14 protein-coding genes are annotated in these 14,128 nt (G+C 61.5%); 12 read left to right on the top strand and 2 right to left on the bottom strand.

The genetic code is table 11. The features are described 5' to 3' along the window. Positions 1-111: 111 nt before the first annotated feature. Together RVM27_RS06430 and RVM27_RS06425 are read left to right on the top strand one after the other, a co-directional pair. A complete protein-coding gene (locus tag RVM27_RS06430; protein WP_039183407.1) occupies positions 112-726 on the top strand; it encodes a TetR/AcrR family transcriptional regulator in 615 nt (204 codons plus the stop codon). Next, positions 723-1,385 carry a 1-acyl-sn-glycerol-3-phosphate acyltransferase gene (locus tag RVM27_RS06425; RefSeq protein ID WP_498957609.1) on the top strand — a complete coding sequence of 221 codons (663 nt, stop codon included), beginning with the start codon at positions 723-725 and terminating at the stop codon, positions 1,383-1,385. Before RVM27_RS06430 ends, RVM27_RS06425 begins: the two co-directional genes overlap by 4 nt. A 5-nt stretch (positions 1,386-1,390) precedes the next feature. Here RVM27_RS06425 and RVM27_RS06420 read toward each other — a convergent pair whose 3' ends face one another. Together RVM27_RS06420 and RVM27_RS06415 are read right to left on the bottom strand one after the other, a co-directional pair. Further along, positions 1,391-2,665, bottom strand: a complete 1,275-nt coding sequence (locus tag RVM27_RS06420; protein ID WP_498940012.1) for an HlyC/CorC family transporter — start codon at positions 2,663-2,665, stop codon at positions 1,391-1,393. Positions 2,666-2,734: 69 nt separating this feature from the next. Beyond that, positions 2,735-3,532: a cytochrome C assembly family protein gene (locus RVM27_RS06415; RefSeq protein WP_498957608.1), complete on the bottom strand. Its 798-nt coding sequence runs from the start codon at positions 3,530-3,532 to the stop codon at positions 2,735-2,737. A gap of 258 nt (positions 3,533-3,790) precedes the next feature. Between RVM27_RS06415 and ffh the strand changes: the two genes are divergently transcribed. The 10 genes from ffh (at position 3,791) to RVM27_RS06365 (ending at position 14,091) form a co-directional block, all read left to right on the top strand. Next, positions 3,791-5,218, top strand: coding sequence for a signal recognition particle protein (ffh, locus tag RVM27_RS06410; protein ID WP_039183396.1), 1,428 nt, complete (start codon positions 3,791-3,793; stop codon positions 5,216-5,218). 301 nt (positions 5,219-5,519) lie between these two features. Further along, on the top strand, positions 5,520-5,768 hold the full coding sequence (rpsP, locus tag RVM27_RS06405; protein ID WP_009098555.1) for a 30S ribosomal protein S16: 249 nt from the start codon (positions 5,520-5,522) through the stop codon (positions 5,766-5,768). Positions 5,769-5,826: 58 nt separating this feature from the next. Beyond that, positions 5,827-6,372, top strand: a complete 546-nt coding sequence (gene rimM, locus RVM27_RS06400) for a ribosome maturation factor RimM (protein ID WP_016915997.1) — start codon at positions 5,827-5,829, stop codon at positions 6,370-6,372. A gap of 89 nt (positions 6,373-6,461) precedes the next feature. After that, the gene (gene trmD, locus RVM27_RS06395; protein WP_039183457.1) at positions 6,462-7,238 is read left to right on the top strand and encodes a tRNA (guanosine(37)-N1)-methyltransferase TrmD; all 777 of its coding nucleotides are present in this window, start codon (positions 6,462-6,464) and stop codon (positions 7,236-7,238) included. Positions 7,239-7,387: 149 nt separating this feature from the next. Next, entirely contained in the window at positions 7,388-7,744 is a 357-nt protein-coding gene (rplS, locus tag RVM27_RS06390) for a 50S ribosomal protein L19 (RefSeq protein ID WP_100731956.1), read from the top strand. 104 nt (positions 7,745-7,848) lie between these two features. Then, complete coding sequence (xerD, locus tag RVM27_RS06385) at positions 7,849-8,730, top strand: site-specific tyrosine recombinase XerD (protein WP_016916000.1); 882 nt, start codon at positions 7,849-7,851, stop codon at positions 8,728-8,730. A gap of 7 nt (positions 8,731-8,737) precedes the next feature. Continuing rightward, entirely contained in the window at positions 8,738-9,496 is a 759-nt protein-coding gene (locus tag RVM27_RS06380) for a DsbC family protein (protein WP_498957607.1), read from the top strand. 84 nt (positions 9,497-9,580) lie between these two features. Continuing rightward, positions 9,581-10,897: a homoserine dehydrogenase gene (locus tag RVM27_RS06375; RefSeq protein WP_498957606.1), complete on the top strand. Its 1,317-nt coding sequence runs from the start codon at positions 9,581-9,583 to the stop codon at positions 10,895-10,897. 2 nt (positions 10,898-10,899) lie between these two features. Continuing rightward, positions 10,900-12,288: a threonine synthase gene (gene thrC / locus RVM27_RS06370; protein WP_498957604.1), complete on the top strand. Its 1,389-nt coding sequence runs from the start codon at positions 10,900-10,902 to the stop codon at positions 12,286-12,288. A 6-nt stretch (positions 12,289-12,294) separates the two neighbouring features. Further along, positions 12,295-14,091 carry a single-stranded-DNA-specific exonuclease RecJ gene (locus tag RVM27_RS06365; protein ID WP_498957603.1) on the top strand — a complete coding sequence of 599 codons (1,797 nt, stop codon included), beginning with the start codon at positions 12,295-12,297 and terminating at the stop codon, positions 14,089-14,091. The last annotated feature ends 37 nt before the right edge of the window (positions 14,092-14,128 follow it).

Raw genomic sequence — 14,128 nt, 5'->3', positions numbered from 1 at the left:
TTTTAGTGTCGAAAACAGTGTTCGATGTAAGGTATCCTATCGTAGTCCTTGCTCTCGCTAAAGCGCGATGAGGCAATCTTTCCTGTTTGCCGTTGACCCTAAGAGATCGCCATGGCCCGTCCCAGACAGCATGCGCCCGACGCCCTCCATACGCAGGTCATGCACGCTTGTGATGAGTGGTTGGCTCAGCAGCCAGTTCATGGCCTATCACTGCGTGCCCTGGCCCGAGAAGTGGGCTGTGCGCCCAGTACCCTGCTCAAGTTATATGGCAGCTTCAATAACCTGTTGCAGCATGTCAACGTTGAAACCCTGGCCCGGTTGCAGCAGACCATTACCGGCTTGGCGGCCGATGACCCTGAGCCTTGGCTGCGTGCTCTGGCGCATGCCTATTGGCGCTTTGCCGAGCAGGATTGTTACCGCTGGCAGCTGTTGTTCGACTATCCGCTGGCCCAGGAGGGTGAGCTGGATCAGCGCCAAAGCGATCTCATCGAGGCGCTGTTTACTCAGGTGGAAACCTCACTGAAACAGTACCAGCCCGCGCTGGACGATCTCGAAGCGCGCCGCCTGGGGCGCACGCTGTGGGGAAGTGTGCATGGCCTGGTGCAGTTGGGGTTGAATGAACGGCTGGGCTACTGGCAGGGGCAGCAGCTGAAGGTCGATGAGTTGCTGGACCAGTTGATGAGCACGGTTCTGGCCGGATTGCGGCACCGGGAGGCGGTGACGTGACAGGAGGGGTGAAGGCGCTGCGCCGCCTGCTACGTCGATTGATCTATCTCGCCATGCGTGGCTGCTATCGGCTGACGGTGCATGGGCAAGGGCATGTGCCGAAACAAGGCGCTGCGCTGGTGGTGTGCAACCATGTCAGTTTCATGGACGCTCTGGTACTGGGAGGCGCCAGCCCCCGACCGCTGCGGTTCGTGATGGACCAGCCCATCTTCGAGTCCCGCTGGCTCAAGTGGTGGTTTCAACTGGTAGGTGCCATTCCCATCGAGTCGGAGCGCCATAGCCCCGGCGCGCTGCGGCGCACGCTGGACGAGGTCAGCAAGGCGCTGCGCGACGGCGACGTGGTCATGGTGTTTCCGGAAGGGCGCTTGACCCCCGATGGCGAGATTCACACCTTTCGCCGTGGGCTGGAGACCATTCTGGCTCGTGACAACGTGCCGGTGATCCCTGCCGGGCTGGCCGGGCTGTGGGGTTCCTGGACGTCACATCACGGCGGAAAAGCCTTGAAGAAGTGGCCGTCGCGGTTCAGAGCGCCGGTCAGCCTGCACTTTGGCCCGCCCATTGCCGTACAAAAGGTGGAGGGCGTTGCCCTGCGGCGCTACCTGGAGACCCGGGTAAGGGCGCTCAAGGCAGCGGCCGATAGCGACATCGCGCACCGTTAGCCGCATCAACGACGCGGCAGGCGGAGCTTCTGCCAGCAGCGGGCGGAAGTGATCAGGTTGTCACGAATCTCGAGAATTTCCATTCGCGTATTGCCTATCTGCAGGCAGGCCGGGCCGTCCGGGAAAGATTCCAGATGTTCGAGAATCAGCCCGTTGAGGGTTTTCGGGCCGTCAGTGGGCAGTTGCCAGCCCAGCATCTTGTTGATCTCGCGGATATTGGCCGTGCCTTCTATGACGTGGCTGCCATCGTCCTGCTGATGAATCTCTTCGTCTTCGGACACGTCGGTGGTGAACTCGCCGACGATCTCTTCCAGAATGTCTTCCAGAGTGACCAGTCCTTCCACATCGCCATACTCGTCGACGACGATGCCGATGCGCCGTTTCTGTTTCTGGAAGTTCAGCAGTTGGGTATGCAGCGGTGTCGACTCGGGAATGAAATAGGGCTCGCGTGCTTCCTGAACGATGGCGGCCTTGGTGACTTCATCGCGGGATAAAAAGCGCGCTGCGTTCCGCAGGTGCAGCATGCCGATGATATTGTTGATATCACCTTTGTAGACCGGCAAGCGAGTATGCTGGCTGGTGCGGATCTGGGTCAGGATCTCTTCCAGGGAATCATCCAGATCGATGCCCAGCACTTCATGCCGCGGCACCATGATGTCGTTCACCGTGACGTTTTCGAGATCCAGAATCGACAGCAGCATGGCCCGGTGGCGGTAAGGGATCAGGGTGCCCGCTTCATGTACCACGGTACGCAGCTCGTCACGAGTTAGGCTATCGCCGCCACTATCCACGCTTTTCACGCCAATCAGCCTTAGCAGACCGTTCGACATCACATTGACCAGCCATACCAAGGGGTAGAGTAGCTTTAGCAGCGGCTCCAGGGCGTAGGAGGTGGGGTAAGCAATGCGCTCAGGCTTGATGGCCGCGTAGGTTTTGGGTGTAACTTCCGCGAAAATCAGAATGGTGATGGTGAGCAACGCGGTGGAAATAGCCGGGCCGGACACATCGCCAAAAAAGTGGATAGCAATAATCGTGGCAATGGAGGCTGCCAAGTTATTGACGAAGTTATTGCCAATCAGAATAACGCCAATGAGTCGATCAGGGCGGGTGAGCAAGCGCATCACGCGCTTGGCGCTACGGTCGCCGCTGTTGGCTTGGTGGCTGAGTCGATAGCGGTTGATCGACATCATGCCCGTTTCGGAGCTGGAGAAGAAGGCAGACAGTAAAATCAGCAAGGCTAGCAGGCCGAACAGTAACCCCAGGGGGAAGTCGTCGCTCAAGTCGAATGTTCCTTTATGGCGTATCAGGCTCGATTTGTAGAGTCATGCGGGTAGCGTGTCAAGGAGCGCTTAGCGATTCAGCAGGATTTCCAGCACGAACTTGCTGCCGAAATACGCCAGCAGCAGCAGAGCGCAGCCCCCGAGGGTCCAGCGCACCGCGCGCATGCCACGCCAGCCGAAACGGTAGCGGCCCACCAGCAGCGTCGTGAAGATGATCCAGGCCCCCAGCGACAGCACGGTCTTGTGGGCCAGGTGTTGTGCAAACAGGTTGTCCAGGAAGATCAGGCCGCTGGCGATGGATGCCGTGAGCAGCAGAATGCCCGCCCACACCAGCTCGAACAGCACCCGCTCCATGGTGGTCAGCGGTGGCAGTGACTGCACGATGCCGCGAATGTGGTGATGGCGCAGGGCCTGATTTTGCAGCCCCACCAGTACCGCCTGCACGGCAGCGATGGCCAGCACGGCGAAGGCCAGGGCCGAGCTGACCGCGTGCAGCAGAATGCCGGGGGTCAAGCCGCTGTCGCTACCCTGGCTGGGCAGCCAGGTGGCGACGATGAGCGCGATGCCCGCCAGCGGAAACAGCACGATACCGGCGTTCAAGACGGGCTTGAACAGGCTGGCCACCAGCACCACGTTGACCGCCACGGCCATCAGTAGCGTGGCGCTGGTGGTGAAGCCCGGCAGCAGGCCGGGGGCGGCGCCCACCAGTTTGACCACCACGGGGATATGCAGCAGCAAGCCAAGGGTGCCCAGCAGGCGCACCATGCCTTGGCGTGGCGGCACGCGGCGAAACAGCGTCATGCCCTGCCAGATGGCAGCAGCAACATAGAGTACAAAGGCAATCGTGGCGAAAGGTAGCGCCTGCATGATGCTATCCGTGCGCCTGGCAGCGCGTCATGGGGTAAACGTGGCGACCGGCCAAACGTTTCTGCAAAAACGCCGCAGGGCCCGGTCACTGCCGCTCTTTCCAGAGCAGTACTGCTACTATAACGAATCATGGCAGCGTCGCACAGTCATGGCTAGCCAACGCTCGCGGTCATGGAGACTCGCGGCGTGAACGCGTATAATTGGCGCCACATTCGTCCGGAGAAGACTCCCGGCGACAGCGACGGAGGCAGAGGCCCCATGTTTCAGAATTTGAGTGAGCGTCTATCCCAGACGCTGAAGTCTATCAAGGGTCAGGCGCGCCTGACCGACGACAACATCAAAGACACGCTGCGAGAAGTGCGCAAGGCATTGCTCGAAGCCGACGTGGCGCTGCCCGTGGTCAAGGCGTTCATCGAGCGGGTGCGTGAACGTGCGGTGGGTCAGGAAGTCTCCAAGAGCCTGTCGCCGGGTCAGCAGTTCGTCAAGATCGTCCAGCAGGAGCTGGAAGCCATCATGGGCGAGGCCAATGAAGGTCTCTCCCTGAAAGGCTCTCCTGCCGTGGTGCTGATGGCCGGTTTGCAGGGCGCGGGCAAGACCACCTCGGTGGCCAAGCTGGCCCGTTACCTGCGCGAGCGCGAAAAGAAGAAAGTGCTGGTGGTTTCGGCAGACGTCTATCGCCCTGCGGCCATCGACCAGCTGGAAACCTTGGCCAAAGAGGTGCAGGTCGACTTCTATCCATCGCGCTCCGACGAGAAGCCCGTCGATATCGCCACGGCAGCCATCAAGCACGCCAAGATCCAGTTCCATGACGTCGTACTGGTAGATACCGCTGGCCGCCTGGCCATCGACGACGCCATGATGGCCGAAATTCAGGCGCTGCATAAAGCCATTGCTCCCCAGGAAACGCTGTTCGTCGTCGACGCCATGACCGGTCAGGATGCGGTGAATACCGCCAAGGCCTTCCATGAAGCGCTGCCGCTAACCGGCGTCATTCTGACCAAGGCCGACGGTGACGCCCGTGGCGGTGCCGCGCTGTCGGTGCGCCACGTGACCGGCAAGCCGATCAAGTTCATGGGGGTGGGTGAAAAGGTCGATGCCCTGGAGCCCTTCCATCCTGATCGGGTAGCCTCGCGCATTCTGGGCATGGGCGACATGCTGTCGCTGATCGAAGAAGCCGAACGCACCGTCGACAAGGACAAGGCCGCGAAGCTGGCCAGCAAGGTCAAGAAAGGCGATGGCTTCGACCTGGAAGATTTCCGCGACCAGCTCCAGCAGCTCAAGAAAATGGGCGGCATGGGCGGCCTGTTGGGCAAGCTGCCGGGCATGGGTCAGATGGCAGAGATGGCCCAAGGCCCCGGGCCAGAAAAGGAGCTGGGCAAGCTGGAGGCGCTGATCAACTCCATGACGCCCAAAGAGCGCCGCAAGCCCGATATCATCAACGGTTCGCGCAAGCGCCGCATCGCGGCAGGTGCCGGACTTCAGGTGCCGGACCTGAACCGGCTGCTGAAGCAGCACAAGCAAATGCAGAAAATGATGAAGAAAGCCGGGCAGAAGGGCGGCATGCAGAAGATGATGCGTGGCATGTCTGGCCTGATGGGCGGTAAAGGCCCCGGCGGCCCAGGTGGCCCCGGCGGTATGGGAGGCATGGGCGGAATGGGTGGCCCGGGTGGTTTGCCCTGGCGCTGAGCCCGTCTGATGCTCCTTTGCAAGGTTGACGGCCTGTGAGTTTTCTGGCTGTCAGGCTTTCCAAGCAGGTCGCATTTGCGTAGAATGCGGCCTCTTCATGTTTGGGTGTTGCTGAAATGTGCTCTGGCACTGGGCGATATTCCATGGATGAAGGTCCTGAAGGTGCCCTCTGCTGGGCCAGGCAAGCGCTTCGCAAGCCCTGGTGAGGCAGGAGCACCAAGAAAACAGTATGACGAGTGTTCTGATAGCGCATTGGCGCTATGCCCCACTCGCGTAACCTCAACCGAAGGATAGTTATCGTATGGTTACCATTCGTTTGGCACGTGGTGGCGCCAAGAAGCGTCCCTTTTATCACCTGACCGTGACCGACTCTCGCAACGCCCGTGACGGCCGTTTCATCGAGCGTATCGGTTTCTTCAACCCGGTTGCCCGTGGTCAGGAAGAGCGTCTGCGCGTTGATCTGGACCGTGTGACTCACTGGCAGAGCCAAGGCGCCCAGCTGTCTGGTCGCGTTGCTGAGCTGGTTAAAGAAGCGCGCAAGCAGGCCTAAGCCTGTTGCCCGTCGCAAGTCATAGCAATAGATGCTGTTGTAGCTGGAGTGGTCGTCAATGACGCGTTTTGAAACCAGCCCGACTGACGACACGCACGTTGTGCTTGGTAAGCTGACCAGCCCTCACGGGATCAAAGGTTGGCTGAAGGTCTACTCCTATACCAATCCCATGGACAGCATTCTGGAGTACCCTGAGTGGTGGGTGCGTCAAGGTAATACGTTGACCCCCATGCGCGTCGTTCAGGGCAGTCGGCAGGGTAAGGGACTGGTTGTGCAACTGAAAGGGGTCGATGACCGAACGGCAGCCGAAGCGCTGGCCCAGGCGGACATTCTGATGCCCAAGGACGCACTGCCCGAGCTTTCCGACGATGAGTATTACTGGCATGAGCTTGAGGGCCTCGCGGTCTTTACTCAGTCAGGCGAGCGGCTGGGACGGGTCAGCTACCTGTTCGAGACCGGCGCAAACGATGTCATGGTGGTACGTGGAGACGACGACGCAATCGACAAGCGAGAGCGATTGTTGCCTTTCCTGCCCGATGACGTGATCGTTGAGATCCACCTGGAAGAGGGCCGTATGGTCGTCGACTGGGACCCCGAGTTTTGATGAGCCAGAACGCTTTGACGGAACGAACGGAAACGGATGCGACGATGACTTCACCGGTACCCGTGGAAAGTGCGACAGACGCGCCCGCCATGTGGATTGGCGTGGTATCGCTGTTCCCTGACATGTTCGATGCGATTACCCAGCAGGGTGTGATCGGTCGTGCCGTCGAGAAGCAGCAGATTGCCCTGGAGTTCTGGAATCCACGCGACTACGCCACCGACCGCCATCGCAGTGTCGATGATCGCCCTTACGGGGGTGGCCCCGGCATGCTGATGAAGGTCGATACCCTCAGGGCTGCGATTGCCGATGCCCGCCAGCGCGCGGAGCAGGCAACCGGTTTGACGCCCACCGTGATCTACTTGTCGCCCCAGGGGCGCAAGCTTGATCAGCAGGGAGTTCAGGCGCTGGCCGCCGCAGGACCCCTGGTGGTGGTGGCCGGACGCTATGAAGGTATCGACGAGCGTGTGGTGGAGAGTGACATCGATGAAGAGTGGTCGATCGGTGATTATGTGCTCAGTGGCGGCGAACTGCCGGCCATGGTACTGATCGACGCAGCGGCAAGGCTGATACCCGGTGTACTGGGTCATCAGGACTCCGCTATCGAGGACTCGTTTAACGACGGCCTGCTGGACTGCCCGCACTATACTCGCCCGGAAGTGATCGACGGGCGCAAAGTGCCGGACGTGCTGTTGAGCGGTAACCATGCCGCCATCAAGCGCTGGCGGTTGAAGCAGTCTCTGGGGCGTACCTGGCAGCGTCGACCCGACCTGCTGAGCGGACGTACCCTGGATGCCGAGCAGCAACGGCTGCTGGATGAGTTTATCGAGGAGCACGCCTCGTCTGTCGTGTCGACAACGACACCTTAGAGGATGGCGGCGGTGCAGGGCGAAGGCGTTGGCCAACGCACCTGTGTCACCCATAACGACTCCCGCGTGGCTCGCTTCGAGCGCCGGGATCACGGTTTGCCCCTTCCACAACTGCGCGGCAAACCACTACGTTATTTAGGAGTATGAAGATGAGCAGCAAGAACAAGGTGATCCAGGCGATCGAAGCCGAGCAAATGAGCAAAGAGATTCCTGCTTTTGCACCGGGCGACACCGTCGTCGTTCAGGTTAAAGTAAAAGAAGGTACTCGCGAGCGTCTGCAGGCGTTTGAAGGTGTGGTCATCGGCAAGCGTAACCGTGGCCTGAACTCCGCTTTCACCGTGCGCAAGATTTCTCACGGTGTTGGTGTTGAGCGTACTTTCCAGACCTACAGCCCGCTGGTAGACTCCATCGAAGTCAAGCGTCGCGGTGACGTTCGTCAAGCCAAGCTGTACTACCTGCGTGAGCGTAGCGGTAAGTCGGCGCGTATCAAGGAAAAGCTGGCTTAATCGCCACGCTTTCACGGGCGCTTGGCGCTCGGATACGGAAAACCCCGTTACCGCTTTGCGGAGCGGGGTTTTTGTTTATCGTTCTACCGTGAGACCGTTTGCGTATGAGCATGATCGATGCGTATCTGGATGCTCTGTGGTTAGAGCAGGGCGCCAGTGACCATACGCTAGCGGCCTACCGTCGAGACTTGACGGCCTGGCAGCAGTGGCTGGCGGAGGAGGGCGAGACGCTGTTGACGGCCTCGCCGGACCGCCTGGGCGTGTGGCTCGACCAGCGCCGTGAGCAGGGGTATCAGCTGCGCAGCAATGCGCGCCTGGTGTCGTCGCTGCGCAGCTTCTATCGCTGGGCGCGGCTGTACGGGCATATCGATGCCGACCCGTTGGCCCGCGTGGCGCTGCCACGGGTGCGCCCCAGCCTGCCCAATACACTGGAAGAAGACGAAGTGGAGCGGCTGTTGCTGGCGCCGGACATCGAAACGCCGCTGGGCGTGCGTGACCGCGCCATGCTGGAGTTGCTGTACGCCTGTGGGTTGCGGGTTTCCGAGCTGGTGGGTTTGACCGGCGATGCGGTGAACCTGCGCCAAGGAGTGGTGCGGGTGCGAGGCAAGGGCGACAAGGATCGCCTGGTGCCCATGGGAGAAGAGGCTGCCGAGTGGTTGGAGCGCTACCTGCGCACGGCGCGTCCTGCCTTGATGCAGGACCCGACGCGGCCTGCTCTGTTTCCCGGTCGGGGTGACCGTGCCATGACCCGCCAGACCTTTTGGCACCGTATCAAGGCCCACGCCATCACGGCCGGTATCTCGAGGCCACTGTCGCCGCATACGCTGCGTCATGCGTTTGCCACCCACTTATTGAATCATGGTGCCAATTTACGTGTCGTACAGCTGCTGCTGGGTCATAGCGATCTATCGACCACGCAAATTTATACGCACGTCGCCCAGGCGCGCCTGGAGCAGCTGCATGCCGACCACCATCCAAGAGGTTGAGAAAAGAATGCGTCAACGTATACCTGAATGTGTAGCGTCCCGTGCCCCCTGGTGGGTGCTGGCAATCAGCCTGCTGCCCTCGCTGGCCCTGGCGGACGCCACGGCCGACCGCTTGGCCGAAAGCCTGAGTGTCAATGGCCAGCCGATGCCGGTGGAGCAGGTCAGCGTCACGCCGATGGAGGGCATCTACCATGTGCGCCTGGAGAGCGGTGAGTCGTTCTACTCCAATGCCGATGGCAGCCACTTTCTGGTGGGGGATCTGTTTGAAAACGCCGATAATGGGCTGGTCAACCTGACCGAGCAGTCGCGCAATCAGCAGCGGGCCGAGGCGCTGGCCGCCATCCCCGAAGACGAACGTGTCATCTTTCGCGGCGTCGGTGAGCCCAAGGCAACGGTCATCGTGTTTACCGATCCTACCTGCCCCTACTGCGAGCGCTTGCACGAGACGATTCCAGAGCTCAACGAGCGCGGGATTGCGGTACACTATCTGGCCTTCCCGCGCGCGGGCATGAGCAGCGCCGCTGCGGAAACGCTTCAGCAGGTATGGTGCTCCGACAATCGCAGCGAAGCGATGAATCAGGCCAAGGAGCGGCTGGCCATTGGCGCCAGTGCGCGGTGCGACAACCCGGTCGCCGAGCAGTATGCGCTGGGCCAGGCGCTCGGGGTTCAAGGCACCCCTGCCATCGTGCTGCCCAGCGGCCAGATGGTGCCGGGTTTTGTGCCTGCCGAGCGGCTGGTGGCCATGTTAGGCTTGGAAGATGAATAACGTCACCCGAGTGACGAACATAGCGCTGAGACACTGAATCACGAGGCGGTGCCCAAGGGCGCCCAACACGAAAGGGGAAGTATTTTGAAACCGGTAAGAGTAGGCATTTGTGGGCTAGGTACGGTTGGTGGTGGCACGTTCAACGTGCTGACGCGTAATGCGGACGATATCAGTCGCCGCGCGGGCCGTCCCATCGTCATCGAACAGGTCGCCCACCGCAGTATTCATGCTGACTGCGATATTACCGGCATCAACGCCACCACCGACGTGTTCGAAGTGGCCAACAACCCCAACGTGGACGTGCTCGTCGAACTGATCGGTGGCTACGACATCGCCCGTGAGCTGGTGCTGACGGCCATTGCCAATGGCAAGCACGTGGTGACGGCCAACAAGGCACTGATCGCGGTGCACGGCAACGAAATCTTCCGCGCGGCCCACGAAAAGGGCGTGATCGTGGCGTTCGAGGCGGCAGTGGCTGGCGGCATTCCCGTCATCAAGTCCCTGCGTGAGGGGCTGGGTGCCAACCGTATCGAGTGGGTGGCCGGTATCATCAACGGCACCGGCAACTTCATCCTGACCCACATGCGGGACGAGGGCCGTGCCTTTGAAGACGTGCTGGCCGAAGCCCAGGCGCTGGGCTACGCGGAAGCCGACCCCACCTTCGATGTGGAAGGCATCGATGCCGCCCACAAGCTGACCATCCTGGCCTCCATCGCCTATGGCGTGCCGCTGCAGTTTGAAAAAGCCTTTACCGAAGGCATCTCGCGGATCACCGCCGAAGACGTGGAGCAAGCCGACAACCTCGGTTATGTGATCAAGCACCTGGGCATCTCCAAGCGTACCGAGCAAGGGCTGGAGCTGCGGGTGCATCCCACGCTGATTCCAAAAGAGCGTTTGCTGGCCAATGTCCACGGGGTGAAAAACGCCATCGCGGTCATGGGCGACGCCGTGGGCCCGACGCTCTATTACGGTGCCGGTGCCGGTGCCGAGCCGACGGCTTCGGCCGTGGTGGCCGACCTGCTGGACGTGGCACGTGATATCGCCACCGACCACCACTATCGAGTGCCTTACCTGGCGTTCAGCGGCATCGACGAAGATGTCAGCCAGCTGCCGATCATGCCCATGGAAGAGATCACCACGGCGTACTACCTGCGCCTGCTGGCGGTGGACCGCCCCGGCGTGCTGGCCCGTGTAGCGACCATTCTGGCCGAGCAGGGCATCTCCATTGAAGCGCTGATCCAGAAAGAAGCCACCGAAGGTGAGCTGGTACCAATCATTCTGCTGACCCATCGCACCAAAGAGCGCCAGATGAATGCAGCGATCCGTGAGATCGAGGCCATGGCCGATATCGCAGGCCCTGTCACCCGCATTCGTGTGGAAGCCCTGGGCGAAGGAGAGTGAGCATGCGCTACGTCAGTACTCGCGGTCAGGCCCCCGCGCTCTCGTTCGAGGAAGTCGTGCTCACCGGCATGGCCAGCGACGGCGGCCTCTACGTGCCGGAAACCGTTCCGACCTTCAGCCGTGAAGAGCTGGCCAGCATGGCCGGGCTCTCCTATGCCGAGATCGCCTTTCGGGTGATGAAGCCGTTCGTCAACGGTGAAATCGATGACGATACCTTTCGACGTTTGGTCACCGATGCCTACGCCACGTTCAACCACGACGCGGTGGTGCCGTTAAAACAGTTGGATGCCAACCACTTCCTGCTGGAGCAGTTCCACGGCCCCACGCTGGCGTTCAAGGACGTGGCACTGCAACTGCTGGGGCGGCTGCTGGATCACTTCCTGAAAAAGCGTGACGAGCGTGCGGTGATCATGGGCGCCACGTCCGGGGATACTGGCTCGGCGGCCATCGAAGGCTGCCGCCACTGCGACAACCTGGATATTTTCATTCTGCACCCCCACAACCGCGTCTCCGAAGTGCAGCGCCGCCAGATGACCTCGGTGCTGGCAAATAACGTCTTTAACATCGCCATTGAAGGTAACTTTGACGATGCCCAGGCGATGGTGAAAGCCAGCTTTGCCAATCAAGACTTCTTGAACGGCACGCGGCTGGTGGCGGTGAATTCGATCAACTGGGCGCGCATCATGGCCCAGATCGTCTACTACGTGGCCGCCGGGGTAGCGCTGGGCGCACCGCAGCGGGAAGTAAGCTTCTGCGTGCCCTCGGCCAACTTCGGCAACGTCTTTGCAGGCTATATGGCTTACAAGATGGGCCTGCCGGTGAAGCAGTTCATCATCGCCACCAACGCCAACGATATTCTGCATCGTACCCTGGCGGCCAACGACTTCTCCAAAAAGGAGCTGGCTGCCACGCTGGCCCCCTCTATGGATATCGTTGTGTCGTCCAATTTCGAGCGCCTGCTGTTCGATGCCTACGACCGCGACGGGGCCGCCGTGGCCGCCCTGCTGGAGCGCTTCCAGCAAGCGCCCACCGCGCTTGCCGATGCGCCGCTGGCCAAGCTGCGCGAGAAGTTCGCCAGCTACAGCGTCGATGACGAGACGATCCTGGAAGTGATTCGAGAAGCGCATCATCGCACCGGGGAAATTCTTGATCCGCATACGGCTACCGGCTACCGAGCGGCGGAGCGGGCGCGTCTGGATACCACCACGCCGATGATCACCCTGGCCACCGCCCACCCGGCGAAATTTGCCGAAGCCGTGGTCAAGGCGGGCTTCCAAGGCGTACCGCTGCCGACCCACATGGACGACCTGCTGGAGCGCGAAGAGCGCTACACGGTGTTGCCCGCCGAATTGAGCGCGGTCCAGCAGTTCGTTGCTGACAACCGCCGCTGAGGTGATATGACCCAGGTGTCACCCCTTTCTCAGCAGAGTCACCATCCCCGCCTAGAGCCTCGTCCCCTGGACGAGGCTGTCTATTTACGTGCCCAGTCAGAAGGACTGAGCGAGCTGCAGGCGCGGCTGTTGGCCTCGCGGCTGCCCGGCTATACCGGGGAGCTTGCGCCGCTGGTGTCACCGAGCCTGCGCTATCTCGTGCATCCTGAAAAACTCGCCGATGGCCGTCGTGCGGCGGAGCGCATTGCTCAAGCGGTCGCCGAGGGCGAGTCTATCGGTATTCTGACCGACTACGATGTGGACGGCATCACCTCCCACGTGGTCATTCGGCGTACGCTGGTCGAGCTATTTGGCGTGCCCGAGCACAAGCTGCACAGCTTGATTGGCCACCGTATTCACGACGGCTACGGCATCAGCCTGCCGCTGGTGGAGCGAACGCTGAGCTTAAAACCGCTGCCGACGCTGGTGATTACCGCCGACTGCGGCAGTTCTGACGAGCCGCGCATTGCGCGGCTGAAAGCAGCCGGTATCGATGTGGTGGTCAGTGATCACCATGCGCTGCCCCTGGAAGGCCCACCGCCCTCGGCGTATGCCTGCGTGAACCCGACCCGCAGCGACTGCCACTACCCGGATAAAACCATTGCGGGCTGCATGGTGGCGTGGCTGCTGATGTCGCTCGCCCGCGGCGTACTGGTGGAGTGGGGCGTATTGCCGGAGGCCACGCCGAAGCTCTCACCGTGGCTCTCCTACGTGGCGTTAGGTACCGTGGCGGACTGTGTCTCGCTGGGTGGAAGCCCTGCCAACCGTGCGGTGGTGAGCTACGGCTTAACGCTTATCAACCGTATGGATGCCGCCTGCTGGCGAGCCATGGCCGCGCGCTTAGGGGCTGACAGCGTACCCTTCAATGCCGAAACACTGGCGTTTCAGATGGGGCCGAGAATCAACGCTCGCTCGCGATTGGACGACCCCTACGCGGCGCTGCACTTCATGCTGGCCGAGAGCGACGGCGTCGCGAACCGGCAGCTTGAGGTGCTGGACCAGGATAACCAGTCCCGCAAGGCGATTGAGGCGGACATGGCCGAGGAGGCGCGGGCGCTCGCCGCACCTGCCTTGGAGGCCAACGAGCCTGCCGTCGTGGTGCTGCTGGAAGATGGCCACCCCGGCGTGCAGGGTATCGTCGCCTCGCGGCTGGTGCAGGCCTACGGGCGTCCATCCGTGGTGCTGACGCGGGCAGCGGCACCCAATATGCTCACCGGCTCTGGGCGCTCCATCGAGGGGCTGCACCTAAGGGATGCCCTGCAGCGCACCTTCGAGCTTGCACCCGAGGCGCTGCCGCGCTTCGGTGGGCACAGTGGTGCCGCAGGCGTCGGCGTGCCGCGGGAGCAGCTCGATACCTTCAAAACGGCGTTTTTGCAGGCGGTGAGCGAGCAGTTAGGCGATACACCGCTCTACCCGCGTCTGTGGACCGATGGCGAGCTCTCGACGGCCCAGCTTAGCCTGGCCACGCTGGAAGAGATCGAGACCCTGGGCCCCTACGGGCGGGAGTTCGATCCGCCGCTGTTCGAAGGGCGCTTTATCGTCGAGGCGTTACGCCCCGTTGGGGCGGAGGGCTCACACCTAATGATGGAGCTCTCCATGGGAGCGGTGACCAGCAAGGCGATCTGGTTTCGCGCGCTTACGCCGGGGGAGCTGCCCTCGTTTAGCGTGGGCGACACGCTGCACTGCGCGTACAAGCTCAACCGCAACCGCTGGCGGGGACGCGAGTCGCTGCAGCTGATGGTGGAGCACGCTAGCCCCGTTTAATGCTCTCCGCTATCCTCGCGTCCTTGGCCGCTTAAGC

It is taken from the genome of Halomonas sp. KM007 (assembly GCF_050709225.1).
GTDB classification, from domain to species: Bacteria; Pseudomonadota; Gammaproteobacteria; order Pseudomonadales; family Halomonadaceae; genus Vreelandella; species Vreelandella hamiltonii.
This window is presented reverse-complemented; position numbering and strand designations above follow the sequence as displayed.

Excerpts from the sequence above, each read along its gene's own strand:
- RVM27_RS06430 (WP_039183407.1), top strand. The coding sequence starts at position 112 with ATGGCCCGTCCCAGACAGCATGCGCCCGACGCCCTCCATACGCAGGTC.
- RVM27_RS06365 (WP_498957603.1), top strand. The coding sequence starts at position 12,295 with ATGACCCAGGTGTCACCCCTTTCTCAGCAGAGTCACCATCCCCGCCTA.
- RVM27_RS06380 (WP_498957607.1), top strand. The coding sequence starts at position 8,738 with ATGCGTCAACGTATACCTGAATGTGTAGCGTCCCGTGCCCCCTGGTGG.
- xerD (WP_016916000.1), top strand. The coding sequence starts at position 7,849 with ATGAGCATGATCGATGCGTATCTGGATGCTCTGTGGTTAGAGCAGGGC.
- ffh (WP_039183396.1), top strand. The coding sequence starts at position 3,791 with ATGTTTCAGAATTTGAGTGAGCGTCTATCCCAGACGCTGAAGTCTATC.
- thrC (WP_498957604.1), top strand. The coding sequence starts at position 10,900 with ATGCGCTACGTCAGTACTCGCGGTCAGGCCCCCGCGCTCTCGTTCGAG.
- rpsP (WP_009098555.1), top strand. The coding sequence starts at position 5,520 with ATGGTTACCATTCGTTTGGCACGTGGTGGCGCCAAGAAGCGTCCCTTT.
- trmD (WP_039183457.1), top strand. The coding sequence starts at position 6,462 with ATGTGGATTGGCGTGGTATCGCTGTTCCCTGACATGTTCGATGCGATT.
- rplS (WP_100731956.1), top strand. The coding sequence starts at position 7,388 with ATGAGCAGCAAGAACAAGGTGATCCAGGCGATCGAAGCCGAGCAAATG.
- rimM (WP_016915997.1), top strand. The coding sequence starts at position 5,827 with ATGACGCGTTTTGAAACCAGCCCGACTGACGACACGCACGTTGTGCTT.
- RVM27_RS06415 (WP_498957608.1), bottom strand. The coding sequence starts at position 3,532 with ATGCAGGCGCTACCTTTCGCCACGATTGCCTTTGTACTCTATGTTGCT.